Raw genomic sequence first — 15,865 nt, 5'->3', positions numbered from 1 at the left:
GATTGGTATGATCCCACGTCGAGATATGGGATTTCGCCTGAGGAGAGGTGTATGATTTTGTGGGTTTGGCTAAAGAATCCAGTTGCTTTCCCTTTAAGCCTCAATAGATGGGCGAGCACAAAATAAGGATGGGGAGGGGATTGAGATACGAAGGAAAGTTTTAGGGCACTGTATAATATTTTGTGTAAATTATCGAGGGGTGGTGTTCAAGGAGATTAGACTCAAAGAAAGAAGGAATGGCAGATTGTCGGGGGAACATAGAAACCTGGTGTGAATCCTTGACAACTCGCCCATGAGCCTGTATAGTTCTAGCGAAGAGCAGGGTTTAAGGAGGTTCGATTTTGAAGGTGAGCTCGATCCTTTTCCTGACGCTGTTCTGGATCTCAACTGCATCGGCAGGGTGGCTGCTCATACCGATGGATAATTCTCAGACCAACCACCTGAAGGCCTATGGACTGACATATTGGGCGTTGGAGGAACCGCGGAGATACCATGCCGAATGGCTGCTCAACTACCGCGGCGGCTCCTTCCTGATAGAGGATAGGCCGGATGTCAGGCGCAGGGCTATCCTGATGGGCGTCTCCTTCGAGCCGATCAGCCAAGCTCAGCTCGATGGGATCAAAAAACAGATGGAGGATGAGAATATGGATTCCGTTCTCCTTGAAAAGGCGCCCAGGATAGCCATCTATGCACCGCCGGAGGACTCGCCATATCGTGATCCGTGGGACGATGCCGTTAAACTCGCCCTGAGATACGCCGATATCCCGTTCACGCAGATATGGGACAAGGAGGTGCTGAGGGGAGACCTGACCACGGATAGGTTCGACTGGCTCCACCTGCACCATGAGGATTTCACAGGACAGTACGGCAAATTCTACGGCGCATATCATAACGCGGCATGGTATCAGCAGAGGGTAAGGCTTTTCGAAAAGGCGGCACATGAGGCGGGATTCAGCACGGTGCCGAAACATAAGGGGGCGGTTGCACTGGCGATAAGGGATTACGTGCTTTCGGGCGGATTCCTCTTCGCCATGTGCTCTGCACCTGAGACGCTGGACATAGCTCTGGCCACAAACGGAGGGGAGGTGGACATCGTCGCGCCGGAGATCGATGGAACCCCCATAGATCCTAACTATCAGTCCAAGCTGGATTTCACCAAGACCCTCGCCTTCATCAACTTCAGGGTGATCACCGACCCGTACATATATGAGTTCTCCGACATAGATAACCCCAAACCGGATATGAACCCGCTCTCCGGGAGGGAGGATTTCGAGCTCTTTGAGTTCTCGGCCAAGCATGATCCCATCCCGACGATGCTCACGCAGGACCACGTGGCCAAGATACACGGGTTTCTGGGGCAGACCACATCCTTCAACCGCAAGAGGCTTAAGGACACGGTCGTGATCATGGGCGATATCCCCGGATCGAACTACGTCAAATATATCTATGGCATGAAAGGCAAGGGGATTTTCTCCTTCCTGGGGGGGCATGATCCCGAGGATTACCGTCATCTCGTGGGCGATCCTCCCACGAACCTCGACCTGCATAAGCATTCGCCCGGATATAGGCTGATCCTCAACAACGTCCTTTTCCCCTCGGCGAAGCGAAAACCACAGAAGACATGAGACGAAGGGAGGTGTGATATGGTTTTGTTACAGGCTTTATTCCTTTTATCCATGACATCGAACTCAGGTGTGATCTCCAACGATCATCTGATCGTATCGCCCCTGATCGCCGACGGTAAGGGGATAGGATTTAAAATCGAGACGAGGGATGGCAGATGGATCGCCGACCTGCTTCTCGGGAGCCAGGGGAACATCCGGGCCGGATCGGTTGAGGTGAAGGATCTTTCGATAAGGCTTGAAAATCTCGAAGCTGGCCCGACCCCCTCCCTCGGACCGGATTCCTTCGTGGAGATCAAGCTGTCTCCCGATGATCCGTATCCTCAGGTCAGCTTTAGGCTTGATATCGAGTCGTTTGACGAGAAGTTGTGGAGGGAGAAGATAGGCGACGTGCCGTTTCACTTCCTGGCCTGTTCCCTCCCCGGAGCGGAGATCTTCCATCAGCGTGGTTGGAACATCCCCACCCCGATCATAGATCCCTATCCGCTTCAGGGGAGACAGACCGGTTATGGGAGGCAGATATCGAGCCTCTGGTCGCGCGACTGGACCTATTGCCCGCCTATAGGGGCATATCCGCTGGCGACAGTGGGTCTCTGGAAACCTAGCCAAAAGAAGTATGTGGCCTACGACTTCCATGAGGCGAGGCTGACGGATGGCTCGGAGAAATACATCGCATCCGCATATTGCTGGAAGCTGAAGGGGGCAAGGCAGTTCTTCACCCTGGTTTACCCCTACGCCGCAAAATACAACAGGCTCAGGTATCCCGATACCCCCGTCACCATCTCATCTCACTTCACCCTCCTCTACTCGCTCGATCTGCCGTCAGACTCCGACCCGAACCTCTTCGTGCAGAGGTTTATATGGGGGAGATATCGAGATCTGCTTCCGGAGGTTCCCAGGGTAAACGACCTATCCTGGCTTCCGGAGCGGTATAGGGTCAGAGGATATGGGCCGATGAGGAGCGGGAGATTATATCACAGGCTGACGGGGAAAAACGCCAGGTGGTTCAAGCCCGGCTCTCTGGTCTTCGGCGGCGAAGGTTGGGACAGGAGCGCCGTGGATTATATCTTCGAGGTGAAGGACGAGGAGGCGATATCCAGGCTTGAGGAGGATCTGGAGTTCCTGGCGAAGTGGGCTCAAAAAATGGTCGTGGACGGGGACGAGTGTTATTTCTGGCGTAAACCGCTTGAGGGCGAGGGGATAGACATGTTCGGGCCGGGCGTCGAGACGATGCACAATATCCAGGGATGGCAGCTCGCCCTAACTTACTTAGACGCCTATCGAAATGATCCCGATCGGTTCGGGAGATACCTTTATCTGATTGACGGCGCGCTCAGGTGGACGAAACATATCCTCTACACCAGGAACGGCTACGCCGATGTCCCCGCGGCGCAGTTCTGCTGGGGTGCTGCCCCGTCGACCGCCTTCTGCCTGCGATACTACTACACCTTCCGAAATGACCCCAAAAGGCAGGAGCTTGCAAAGGAGGCCCTCAAGCTCGTCCGAACCATGATGTACAGATACATGCCGATCTGGGCATCGGATAACGACAGGATGGATGAGCTCGATAGCTCCTTCTTCATGGAGCCTAACTCCGGGATCAGTTGGCTGGGCAGCGCATGCTCCAACGAGGTATGGTGCGTCCCATACGCCATGGCCCTTACATATGTGGCCACGGGCGATCCGATCATCGGTCATTACCTCCGAGGGGCATGCGAGAGATGGCACGAGCTTTTCAGGGACGAGTATCACGATTCAGTCGCCGATTACGACGGAGCCTTCACGGAGATGTTCGGCCTGTTCGATGGATGTAACGTCGGCAAGGGGAAAAGGGCCACATTTGGAGGGCTGTGGGGGCAGCTTGAGCAGATCGCCTATCCCGTCGGAAAGGCCACCGTCAGGGTGATATGCGGCGGAAAGGGAGCGCTGGCCTTCAACAAAAAGGGGAGACATACCGACATATCGGATTATCGATACTATGGTGACGGAGATCTCTCCTTCAAGCTTGTGAGATACGGCGAAGGGCAGGGTGAACCATTTGACCTGAACGTCACCTTCCCGATGTTCGACCTGCGCGGCAAGAGGGTTTTCGTCCTGAGAGAGGGCGCCTCGGAGCCGGAGGAGCTCAAAATGGGGGAGGGCTTTGAGGAGATGCCGAGGAGGCCGGATACTTTGGTCATACACGATCTCAGATACGGCGACACGGTGGCGATCGGCAGGTTCGATCCGTCGGTCAAGCCGATCACGCTTCGGATCGAAAGGACGAGAGGGAGGAGGAATCGGGTGAAATCGTCCGACGGATTTGTGATGTATGACCTGCGCTTCCACCTCAACCGACGGCTCAGCTTCGACTGGGACGATACGAGCTCGTGGGCAGGGTTTGAGCCGGGGATGCGGACGATCTACGGGGTGCCCTTCGACCTGATCGACCCGGACTTCAACGGTGGACGGATATGCGTCCGCGACGCGGATCTCGACCTGAGGATCTCCGGATCGCATCTATTCGCCCTTGTCGGGGAGGTGGAAGAGGGCGGTAAGATCATCCTGGCGGGGCCGAAAGGCAAAACGGATATAGACCTTCAAAGGGGAATTCCCGTCCTTAAGGGCTGGCCGCCGTGTATGAAATGGCATCTGGACCTCGTGGAGGCACCGCTGAAAGGCGAGATCGATCGGCTGGAGATCCGCAATGGTTCTCTCTTCGCCCTGACGACCTTCGCCGGCCCGAAGGACCGCATTGAAAGAAATCTAGAGGCTATCAGGGAAAGGGAGAGGGAGGTGGCAGCCGAGATGAAAAGCGTTGAAAAGCTGCTGGAGCTTAAACCGCTCCTCGATGGGCTTTCGGGCAAGGTGGCGGTCATGCCCTTCCCGAAAAACTGGAACCCGTACTCCAGCCCGATCATCAGGATGATCAACAAGGCGGGTTTGATGGATCATTTCGCCCTTCTAACACCTCAACAGCTCGCCGATCCGGAGTATTTCAACGCTGAGAGGTTTCCCTTCCTGCTTTACCTCGGCGGGGAGGCGTATTACCGGAGCGTCAACCGTGAGGGTGACGGCGATGAGGCGATCAGGAGGTTTCTGGAGCAGGGCGGGACGATGCTGGTTCTACCGAGCGGTCCGTTCCCCTTCTATTACGATCAAAACGGAGATCACGTCAACTCCGCCGCCTTCTTCGGCCTGCCGATTACAGGCGGATGGGAGGAGCCTCCCCAAGGGCTTAAGCTCACCTTCCACCTCAATCCCGATCAGGAGATCGTCCGGTCCGTCCCGGAGGAGTTCCCGTTCCCGAAGGAGGGTGATCTCAGATGGAGGCCGATGAGGGGGGAGATGACAAGGGGGAGATACACGCCGATATTGACTTTGAAGGACGAATCGGGGAAAGCCTACGGCGATGGGGCGGGCATGGTGCAGATGGATGGAGCCAGGATATTCTACGTCTGGCACACGCTTCTCAGAGCGCCCGAAGTGGGGAGGAAGATCGCCTTAGACATGATCCGCTATGCCCTTCAAACCGCCCTTCCGCCTCTGCCGAAGATCATCTGCTACTACACACACGCTCCGATAAATATAGATGGAAAACTGGATGAGTGGGTCTGGAAGGAGACGCCCGAGATACCGCTCAGATACGCCTGTATCAATCGAACCGGAGCTCCCCCACAGCGAACCTCATTCAAAGTCAGATGGGATGAGGAGAACCTATACGTGGCCTACATCGTCGAGGATGATAACCCCTGGGCGACGATGAGGAAGCGCGACGATCACCTCTGGGAGGAGGAGGTCGTCGAGCTCTTCGTAGATCAGGATAGCGACGGGGTGGGATACAAGGAGTTCGAGGTCAATCCGCTCAATACACAGGTGGATCTGGACATCCAGCCTGAAAAGACCGAGGAGGAGAGGCTGGCGTGGGACGCCCAAGGATGGAGGAGTAAAGTAACGAGGACGAAGGAGGGATGGGTGGTCGAGATGGCCATACCGCTTACGGCCTTCAAGGGAGCACCGAACCTCCCACCTAAGGCGGGTGATAGGTGGAAGGTGAACTTCTACCGAATAGATCGACCCCAAGGACCTGGGACGAAACCCGAAGCGATCCAGTTCAGCGCCTGGTCCTTCGTGCGAAGGACCTATCATGAGCCGGACAGGTTCGGATACATGGTCTTCGCAAGCGATCCGTTCGCCGAGGATTTCTCGCTTCATAGGGAGGGGAGCCCTCCCGCTGAACCGTGGATCGTCCAGGCGGGAGAGTGGAGGGTTGAAAACGGGACGCTCGTGGGGGTAAACGGCGGGACGGACGGATGGGTTCCCAGGGGAATCTATCTGCCGCTTGACCTGGATGATTACGCCGTCGAGATCAAATTCAGGGTCGAAGGCCGCGGCTCGGACTGGAGGGACGGCCCCTGGTTCGGCGTGAGATGCTCCGACGGCAGCGGATACTACGTGGAGTTCACCGATAGATCAGCTCAGCTACACAAGTCCGTCAACGGGATCTCAACCGATGACTCGACCGTATTGGCGGAGAAGCCCCACGAGTTAGGGGATGGATGGCAGCTTTTATCCATCAGGGTTAAGGGGAATCGAATTGAGGTTGATATTCAGAGGAGGAGGCTTTTCGAGTTCACCGATGAGGGGAGATCGGGCGATGTGATCAAATCGGGAGGTCTGATCCTCTCCCCCAGAAGGTGGTCCAGGTCGTCCGGCGATACGATCGTAAGGTATGCATCGATCAAGATCCATCGTTACCGGAATTCAGCGACTCATCCCTGAAAAAGTAGGGGCTAGGCATTCTTCTTTGAAGGCCTAGCCCCTACAAATCTGCGATTCTCCTCCCTGCCACCGGGGTGGTTCATCTTGAGTGCGCAAGGCCTTGCGCCCCCTACAACGGAAATTGTCACCCTAATTGTGAACTATCTCCCTGTTACCGATAAATTTCCTATGCACCCCGATAGAATCTGTGCCTTGACTTCCCCTTGCCATGTTTGATAAAATGCGTGGGAGTGAACCCAATAGAGGGCGGTGAAGTCCCGATATGTCGGCATCTGAAACGGCATCAGTTGATGTCAGGGGAAGGCTTGCTTCCCTCTCAGCAGAACTCAGGTTGATGGAGGGGCTAAACGCGCTGTGGCTGTTCGGCTCTCATGCGTTGGGGAAGGCGACTCCTCTGAGCGATGTGGATATCGCCTATCTGCTCGATGACAGCGTTGAAGGTGAAAAAAGGGAAAGACTGGAGACAAAGCTTTATACGACTATATCCTTTGCTTTAAAGACGGACAAATTTAGCTTCGTAGATATATCGACGGCTCCCTCCTGGCTCGCTTGGAGCATCATCTCTGAAGGGCAGCTCTTGATCTGTAGGAATCTCAAAGCGGTGGCGGAAATCAAGGAGAGGATCTACCGCTTCGCACCGGATATCCGCCTCTGTCGAAGGACAGGAAATATATGGTTCCTGGAGGCGTTATCGATGGATCAGATCGGTGTGGATAAAGATAGAATCGTTGACTTTCTCAGGGGGATCCATGAGGATATCAGGGACCTGAGAAGAAAAAGGGATATCAGCAAGAGTGGGTATCTGAACAGTCGGGATACTCAGGCAGTTGTGGAACGACGGCTCCAGACAGCCATTGAAAGCTGTATCAATATCGGAAATCATATTATATCCCGCCTGGGATTGCGCTCTCCTCAGGATTATGCCGATGTATTTCGCCGCCTCGGTGAGGAGGGTATCCTCAGCGGTGATATCACGGATCGGATGATGGATATGGCGAAATTGCGCAATTTGCTGGTGCATCTCTATTGGAGGATAGAGCATGAACGGATTTACAATTCGCTTCCATGTCGCATAGCCACGTTAGAGGAATTCTGCCGACAGATAGCTGAATGGCTAAAAGGGCTCGATGGTCAGTCTTGAAAATATAGGCTCAAACTCCCTTTGAGTGTAGCGATCATCCATGAGGAGGAACGAGGAGAAGGGAAATCCGTTGCACGTTCAACGTTTAACGTTGTAACGTTTTCCGTCCTGGTTCCTCGTTCCTTTTCGCCCTGAGAAATAAGCACTTCTGACCTCTCAGATCTCTGCTACACTTAACGATAATATAAGCGTTTTACCCGTATGCCGGACAGCATCTCCCGATCGTTGAGCTTATCTTCCAGCAGGGACAGGCGAATTATAGAGGTTAAAACGGCGGTTGCCTATCTTCATCATCTCGCTGAAGCTCATGTTCTCATCCTCAGGGATACCGGCGAAGGTCATTATCCTTATGGGCAGGTGAGCACGCAGGGAGGGGATCTTATCGCCGAGGCTCTCTTTAACCAGGATGAAGACGTTTATCATCGGTATGTCCTTCACGTAGGGAGGGAGCTTATCGGGGTCCACCTTGAGCACCATTGCGGTCACATCATCAGGCGCCAGCTTTTGCAGATCCCTGGCCATCGATAGTGCTTCTCTCACCGTCTCGACCATCTCATCCCCTAATCTGTAGAACTCCTCGTATCTTTTCTCCCGTGATGCCTCAAGCATCCTCCCCCTCAGGTCATTATATTTAATCGAATATTCGAGGAGGTTCATGGTCATATCTTCGATCTGGGAGCTCGTCTCCTCGGTCGAGTTTTCATTTCGGGCTGATTTCTCCTCCGCTTTCTCTTGGCCACCGATCTCTCCGTTTTGAGGTTCCTGGGCTGCCGTTGTCCCTCCAACTTCGCCCGGCGATTTGCCTCCCTCTTCCTTCTGGCTCTCCTGGAAGATCGAATCGAGTAACCGGTTGAACTCCTCGAAGGTCAGTTCCTCATCAGCACTCTCGATTTTGCCTGTCGGTTTTGTCAAGCTGGTTTCCTTTCCCTCCGTCGTGGTCGTGGCTATCTGAGCGGATGGCGGTTTGATCTTCTTTTCATGATCACCTATTTGCTGATATAGCAGTATAATCACCCCAGCCATCGCCAGCATGAGGATGACGATTATGGTTGCTGTCTTCCACCGCCTTCTCATAGCTATTCCCTCCCGATCATTGCCATCATCAATCCCCCGCCGCATATCACGGCGGCTATGAACAACCCGATTATGATTTCTCTCAATCCCTTATCCTCTCCATGTTATCCATGAAGTCGAAAGCAGTCGGGTCCTTCTCCAGCACGGAATAAAACCGGATCAACGCCTGGTGAACTAGCTCCCTTGCTTCCCGACATACAGCCCTCTTTTCCCCTGGGTCCATACGGACATCTTCTTCGATAGGCGTCAGAGCTGAAAAGCACACCTGGCATAACCTCAATGCCCAGCATCTGCAACAATCCAGCTCGGTAAGCGATGAGTATTCCTCTATCAACCTGAAGACCTTCTCATAATTTATCCCATTTTCCACATCGCCTATGCAATAGAGATCATCCTTATTCCCACTACAATAAACCCGTTCGCACACGTAATAAAGCCCATCAGCCGTCACCAGCATTTTTCTATGACCCGGTATGCAGATTCCCCCGGGATGGTAAACCTCCGGCAACTTTTCGTAGGGCTGACAGTCATAGATGGATAGAAGGACAGGAGCGAACATCGACCTTGCGAGGGCATAATCCCAGATATAGAGGGGATCTTCGGTGATATGCTCCAAAAGTCCGTCCACGTATTTCCTCCAAAGCTTTTCCTCACCAGCGGGGTCATATAGCTCTTCCGGGGGAAATTGTTTCAGGAAATCCGATCCGGGGGAAGGTGTGGTGGCCATGATATTCTGATGCACCCCAACCTCCCCTGAGGAGAAGAACCTATCGACTTCCATGTAATCAACCGGAGGAGCTATGACAACGGAGAAGTTCACTTTGAACCTGAAATAATCGGGATTTCTATCCCTTATCCTCATCAGGTTCCTCACGACTATATCGAAACTTCCCCTCCCATCAGGGAAAACCCTGTATCTGTCATGTCTATGCTTCGGCCCATCCAAACTCACAAGCAGGTTGACATCATGAGCTATCAGAAAATCTATGATCCGATCGTTGAGAACGGTCCCGTTCGTGGTGATGTTATATGTGATCAGATCCGGATCTATCCTGCTTTCCACATACTCTATGCTCTCCCGAATCAGCTTGAAATTGAGCAGGGGTTCCCCGCCGTAGAACCCTATGTTGATCTGCTTGTTTTTGCGCCTGTCGAAGGAATGCTCAAGGAGCTGGTCTATAGCTTTCTTAGCCGTCTGGAAGCTCATGTATTTTTTGTTGTGCTTCCTCATCCCCTTGTAGGAGCCGGAGTAGATGCAGTATCTGCATCTCATGTTGCAATCTTCAGTGACATTAAGTGTGATGGAGCCTCTTTCGGTATCGAGCAGGTCTCTGATCTCCGTTCTGGTTTTGGGGTATTGTATTTTGCTGGGGCGGAAGGTGGAGAAGAGGCCCAATTTTTGAGCCGTTTCGATCTCCTTCAGCCCGTGCTTTATGGTTTGGATATCGTATTTATGGTTCAGCCTTTGAGCTATCTCCTCTGGAGAGAGTCTGCCATAGTATCTGATCAGGTCGTATATCACTTCATTTACCCGGAGAACCCTATTGGTGTTGACGTCGTATAGGTATTTATGGTTTTCGGTTTCAAAGGCGTGAACGAAAGGGGTTTGGTATCTCATGATCGCAACCCTCACCATTTACTTTGGATTGCTTTTGTGTGGAAGGAGGTGTCCGTCTCATACCGGACACCTCCGGAGGGTGTTAATTATCAGCAGACGGAGCGAAGAGAATAGTATGCAGCGGTCCATTCTGAGTTGCTTGTGTGCCAATAGCTAGCATGCCCATCGCAAAAGGCATTACAACGGGCAAGGCAACGATCCATGCACGGGAAATAGCAGGTAACCTCGTCCAGCGCATGGACCCTAGGCCTACCTTTCCTAACCTCCTTGATCCATTTCACATCAAGTAGCTTAATCATTCTTCACCTCCTATTTTATCTCAGTAAATTCAACATGGGGATATTCATTCAGCATCTCCTTGTTTACTTTGCCTTCTTTTAATCTCTGAAGAGATATCCTGTAAGCATCGGAAAAGGTAAGGTTTTCATCCTCTGGTATGCTTCCGGTAGCAAGCTGAAGAGGGAGATATTCCTTAATCTCAGGGATAATTTCTCCTACTTTAGAGTCAATCGTGATTGTGTATCCCACCATATATAGACCATACAACTCATCAAATGATCTATACTTAATTATCTTAACCCCATCCGAGATCAGCTTTTTCAGTTCTATGGCATAGGAGGCGATTTTTCTTGAGACTTCTATCCTTTTGTTCATCCTATCTTCGAACTCCCTTGAGAACTCAGGATCACTTATCCTTCCTGATTCTACATCTTCTATAAGCTGATCACATTGGTCGAGAAGAGATTCCAACCGTTGTTTGTGATCGCTCAGGGTTAAGATTATATCGGCGATCTGCTTTTTTACCTCTTCAGAGAGTGAGACAGTTTCATCCCTTTGCCCTATTGCTATTTTCTCTTCCTGAGGTCTCGCTCGAACTTTAGGAGAATTTGGAGTGAGAAGGAAAGTTACCTCAGTAGTTTCCGTTCCTTCATCGTCCTCTATCGAGAACAGCTCATCTAACAACCGATTGAACTCATCAAAAGTCAGCTCATCCCCCTTGTCTTCCCTCCTGGGCTGAACCGATCCCGTTGAAGCGTTCTCCCCTACTAATCCACCTTTAGCTTTCGCTCCAGCTCCCACCCCCTCAATTTTCTCCCCTCCCATGTGTCTCCATATCACTATTCCTCCCCCTCCAGCTACGATCAGCACGATTACCAAGCTTATCATCACCTTCTTCCACCCCTCCATCACCATCACCTCCAAGCCTTTCAGGCCTATCAAGGAGTATATACCCCTTAGTCTCCTCCTAACCTCCTCTCTTATCTGAACCTTCAACCTGTAAAGCTTGTTTTTCAACTGATGGAAACTCATCTCCCTCTCTCTCATCATCTGTTCATACCCTATCCCTCCTACGTATCTCTCCTCAAGCAGCTTTCTATCCTCCTCCGGTAGTTCCCTTATCACCTCCATAAGGCATCTCAGTACCCTCTCCTTCTCATCATCCTCTCCGAGCCATATGGGAAGCCTTCCCTCATCGACCTGATCCAGGGGGATAAATCTCCTCCTCTCCCTGTTTTTTCTCCTAATCCTATCTTTGGCTGTGTTGATAGTCACCTTTTTCAGCCATCCCTCGAACTTTTCCCATTTGATGTTCCCCCTCTCTTTGATCACTTTCATGAATGTTTCCTGCATGACATCTTGTGCGTCGTGGTAGTTTTGGGTTATGGAGATGGCTATCCGCCACACAGTTTGGGAGTATCTTCTGATAAGCTCCTCCAGAGCGTCCGTCTCTTCTGCTTCGAGTCTGCTAATTAATTGGTCGTCCATCATTTCGATCACTCCGCTAATATATACGTCCAAGGAGTGGATTTTTCTCAGATAATTTTCCTATCTATATTTTTCAGCCTGCATGTTGAACATCAGGGCGTATTTTCCGTTCAGCCTGAGAAGCTCCTCATGGGTGCCCTGCTCGATTATCCTCCCCCTTTCCATCACGAAGATCCTGTCGGCCATTCTGACGGTGGAGAACCGGTGGGAGATAAGAATAGTGATTTTCCCTTCTGTCAGTTTCCTAAACCTCTTGAACACCTCATATTCTGTCATCGGGTCGAGGGCGGATGTGGGTTCGTCCAGGATCAGTATCCTAGCATCCTTCATGAAAGCTCTGGAGAGAGCGATCTTCTGCCATTCCCTATTGAAAGCTCAACTCCTCCCTCGAACATCCTGCCTAAAGGCGTCTCATACCCTTTTGGCAGCCTGCGTATAAGTTCATCCGCACCTCCCTTCCTGGCGGCGCTTTCTATCCTCCTCATATCCCACATCCTCTCGATATCGCCGAAGCCTATGTTCTCCCTGACGGTGAGAAGATAACGAGCGAAATCCTGAAATATCACGCCTATGTTGCGTGTCAGGTCTGAAATCCTTATCTTCCTTATATCCACCCCGTCTATCAATATAGCACCTTCCGTGGGATCGTAAAGCCTGGTCAGCAGCTTCACCAGTGTGGTTTTGCCTGCACCGTTTTCACCTACTAACGCTACCGTCTCGCCGGGGTTTATCCTCAGATTTATCCCTTTCAAAACCATCTCTCCATCATCGACATAACGGAACGAGACATTTTTGAACTCTATCCCTTTTTCTATCCGCTCGGGGAAGGGCACCGCATCGGGAGCATCTTTAATCTCGGGTTTCAAGCTGAGAAAGTTGAACAGATTGGTGACGAACAACCCACTTTCATAGAGGGATGAGAGCTCCGACAACATGGATCTGAAAGACCCCTGTAATCTTCCGAACGCCTGTGAATACATGGTCAGATCGCCCAAGGTGATATGCCTGAAGAGCGCTTTTATAACTACATATCCGTAAGCACCGTAAAATCCCAGTTGTGAAATCAAACCGACCAAGGACGAAGTGAGGTTGTTCCGTATGGAGAGAGATCTGTTTTCCCTGTGAAACCGACTATAGATCGCTCTCCATCTATCGATGAAGTACCTGCCCAGATTGAAGAGTTTAACTTCCTTGATGTAAACGTTTGAGGTGAGAATCATATTGAAGTAACCTGCCTTCCTTGACTCTGGGGTCTGAAAGTATCGGAGGAAATATTTATGCTGCGAATATCTTAGATCTACAATGAAGGCAGGGAGAGAGATAACGATAAGAAGTGTTGCTATCATCCAGTTCAATCTTATGGCAAGCGCCGTCATCGCTATACCGTTGAAGATATGCTGGATGAGACGGAACATAGAAAGCACAGTTGAGACGGGTCTAGTGCTGCCCTCCTGCTGTGCCCTTTGAAGCTCATTGTAGAAGACAGGATTCTCGTAATACCTCATGTCCAACTCGATCGATTTCTCCATGATCAAAATTCCAACCTGAATCGTCAGCAGATCCATCAATATGTTCTGAACTATGACATATACCCTGCCGATGAAGTTGCTTAAGAACGCTATTCCCAATTCCATACAGATCAGCCAGATAAGATATCCCACCGTTTTCCTGGCGACTATCCCATCTACAATTAGCTTGCCCACCCAAAGCTGTATAGGCGGCAGGAGAGCTTGAAACAGCAGGATGAACCCTATACAAATCGTGTAGATTTTGCTCGAATCCCATACGAGCTTTAAAAGCTTCGGTATGTTCGAAAAAGTCGAAAGAACGTTTTTTACCTTCATAGCTTCTTCAAATATTCCTCGACGTACAATTCGCTTTCCCGTTTGACAAGCCGCAGGTAATCCTCCCGAAGGGAGGAGTTGGGCTCCGGGTTGTAAAACTCCGTCACGAGGGCATTATACTCATCTATCTCCAACCTCCGTTTCTGAAACCTCCAAAGTAGATATATCTCGAAATAGGGGTGTTTCTCGCAGAAATACCGATAGTTCAGCACTTCCTCTTTTAGGATCTTACGAACATTCCTTATGTGTTCGGCATGGTAGTTGCGAGCTTTCTCATTTATCTTGAACTTAAGTCCCATTCTGTATAGTCTATATCCCAGCTCCCAATCCTCCAATCCCCACCCTTTGAACTTCTCATCGAAGAGTCCGACTTCGAACAGCGCTTCTTTCGGTGCTGACACGTTGCTAGTCACGAAGAAGACCCATGGAACCTTGAACCTTGAAAGATCATTTCCGAAGATCTGCACGGCCTTTCTGGCGGCTCTGTTTATGAACCCTTCTTCATAGGCCTGTGATCTGACCTTGTCGAAGTGGTAAAGGATATCGTCCTTGTCAATCAGATGCTGTATCGGCAGATCATTTGGGTCTAGCTCAGGAGACGTCTCATATTCGAAGGATTCGGGCATGAACGGTGTAAAGTTATACCTATAGCCTGCCACTACGCAACCTGGTTCATCATGAAATCTCGCATGTTCCTCGATGAACGACGGTTCCACCACCCTATCATCATCGCAGAAGAGGATTATTTTTCCCTCGGCGGCTTTTAATCCAACATTCCTAGCAGCCGCTCTGCCCTTGTTCTCCTGCGATATGACCTTCATCTCAAACGGAGGGGCTAGCTTAGAAAGCAACTTGTCAGTTCCATCCTGTGAGCCATCATCTATCACTACCACCTCGAACCGGTCAGTTGGATAGCTTTGATTGTAGAACGAGGTCAATGTCAGCTCAAGCGACATCTTCTTGTTGTACGTCGGCATTATGACGCTAACGATCTTGGGCATGACTCACCTCCGCCAAGGTTAATATGGCTTGCGCTGCGACAGAGGCACCTTTCGATATGGAGTATTCCCTACCGGCTTTTGACATCTTCCTCCAGATCCTCTCGTCGGTCAATATCAACTCCATTTTCTCTTTAAGGAGTTCGGGCGCGAGCTCTTCCTCCTGGATCATCATCGCTGTTCCTCGCCATTCCATGTTCTTAGCATATATCTCGTTCATAGGTGAGATATGTTTTGGTCGAGGGATAGCGATCGCTGGTATCCCGGCCATAGCTAATTCCCAAAGGGAAGTGTGACCGCCTCTGGTTATGGCCAGGTCAGCCGCCAGGATATAAGGGTCAAGTCGCTCAGTGTATCCCATCACCTGGATATTTCCTCTCTCCTCCAGGTGTTTGAACATCTCGTGGAACTTCCCGGCGAATATCATCAGCCTGCTTGGTATTTCGAGGAGCTGATATGCTTTAGCTGCTCGCTCCAAAAACGGAATATCCATCACGTCGCCCGCCCCATGCATGAGTAGTATGAGCTTGACCGACGGGGGGATATCCAGCTCTTGCCTGGCTCTCCTCCGGTTCTCCTCCGTAGGTTCTGTCTCCTTCGTCCATATCGGACCTGTCCAGAGGATTCTATCCTTGGCCGTGAGGGTCATGTGGAATCCTTCCTTGTAATCGGGGACGATGATCATGTCAGCGAGTTCGAAAAGAGCGGAGACTTCAGGATCATCGGCTTGAAACCAGTTGGTTATAAGCACCGAGGGGATGTTAAAACCTCGGGCGATCGGCAGGGCATGAAGCTCCTCATCGGTCACGATCAGATCGGGACTTTCGGAACCGATCACCTCGGTTATCTTAAATATCCGCTCCCCATCCTTACCAATGGCGGGGAGATTCAGATCTGTTAACGGGAAGGGTTTATCCTTGAGAAACTCCGCACCTGAGGCGTATGAAATGAACTTCAGCTCTACATCCTTCCTCAAAGAGGTGACCTCCCTGGCTATGGCCAGATCCCTGGTGGCATGACCTAGCCCGAGTCCGCGGCTG

10 protein-coding genes are annotated in these 15,865 nt (G+C 51.2%); 3 read left to right on the top strand and 7 right to left on the bottom strand.

All coding sequences use genetic code 11. The annotated features are described in order from the left end of the window. Positions 1-338 precede the first annotated feature (338 nt). From J7M22_00800 to J7M22_00790, 3 genes are all read left to right on the top strand, one after another. The gene (locus tag J7M22_00800) at positions 339-1,625 is read left to right on the top strand and encodes an asparagine synthetase B (protein ID MCD6505137.1); all 1,287 of its coding nucleotides are present in this window, start codon (positions 339-341) and stop codon (positions 1,623-1,625) included. 18 nt (positions 1,626-1,643) lie between these two features. Continuing rightward, positions 1,644-6,383, top strand: coding sequence for a carbohydrate-binding family 9-like protein (locus J7M22_00795; GenBank protein ID MCD6505136.1), 4,740 nt, complete (start codon positions 1,644-1,646; stop codon positions 6,381-6,383). 262 nt (positions 6,384-6,645) lie between these two features. After that, entirely contained in the window at positions 6,646-7,524 is an 879-nt protein-coding gene (locus tag J7M22_00790; protein ID MCD6505135.1) for a DUF86 domain-containing protein, read from the top strand. Positions 7,525-7,755: 231 nt separating this feature from the next. On the opposite strand, the gene J7M22_00785 is transcribed toward J7M22_00790, so the two are convergent. From J7M22_00785 to J7M22_00755, 7 genes are all read right to left on the bottom strand, one after another. Continuing rightward, a complete protein-coding gene (locus J7M22_00785) occupies positions 7,756-8,598 on the bottom strand; it encodes a hypothetical protein (protein MCD6505134.1) in 843 nt (280 codons plus the stop codon). Positions 8,599-8,680: 82 nt separating this feature from the next. After that, positions 8,681-10,216: a radical SAM protein gene (locus J7M22_00780; GenBank protein MCD6505133.1), complete on the bottom strand. Its 1,536-nt coding sequence runs from the start codon at positions 10,214-10,216 to the stop codon at positions 8,681-8,683. Positions 10,217-10,525: 309 nt separating this feature from the next. Continuing rightward, positions 10,526-11,995, bottom strand: coding sequence for a sigma-70 family RNA polymerase sigma factor (locus J7M22_00775; protein ID MCD6505132.1), 1,470 nt, complete (start codon positions 11,993-11,995; stop codon positions 10,526-10,528). A gap of 48 nt (positions 11,996-12,043) precedes the next feature. Beyond that, positions 12,044-12,313, bottom strand: coding sequence for a hypothetical protein (locus J7M22_00770; GenBank protein MCD6505131.1), 270 nt, complete (start codon positions 12,311-12,313; stop codon positions 12,044-12,046). Further along, positions 12,310-13,827 carry an ABC transporter ATP-binding protein gene (locus J7M22_00765; GenBank protein ID MCD6505130.1) on the bottom strand — a complete coding sequence of 506 codons (1,518 nt, stop codon included), beginning with the start codon at positions 13,825-13,827 and terminating at the stop codon, positions 12,310-12,312. The genes J7M22_00770 and J7M22_00765 overlap by 4 nt, the downstream gene beginning before the upstream one ends. Beyond that, on the bottom strand, positions 13,824-14,828 hold the full coding sequence (locus J7M22_00760) for a glycosyltransferase family 2 protein (GenBank protein MCD6505129.1): 1,005 nt from the start codon (positions 14,826-14,828) through the stop codon (positions 13,824-13,826). Before J7M22_00760 ends, J7M22_00765 begins: the two co-directional genes overlap by 4 nt. Next, positions 14,812-15,865: hypothetical protein (locus tag J7M22_00755; GenBank protein ID MCD6505128.1), on the bottom strand; the 1,054-nt coding region annotated here is incomplete at its 5' end. The genes J7M22_00760 and J7M22_00755, both read right to left, overlap by 17 nt.

The sequence above is a fragment of the Candidatus Poribacteria bacterium genome (assembly GCA_021162805.1).
GTDB lineage: Bacteria > Poribacteria > WGA-4E > B28-G17 > B28-G17 > JAGGXZ01.
This window is presented reverse-complemented; position numbering and strand designations above follow the sequence as displayed.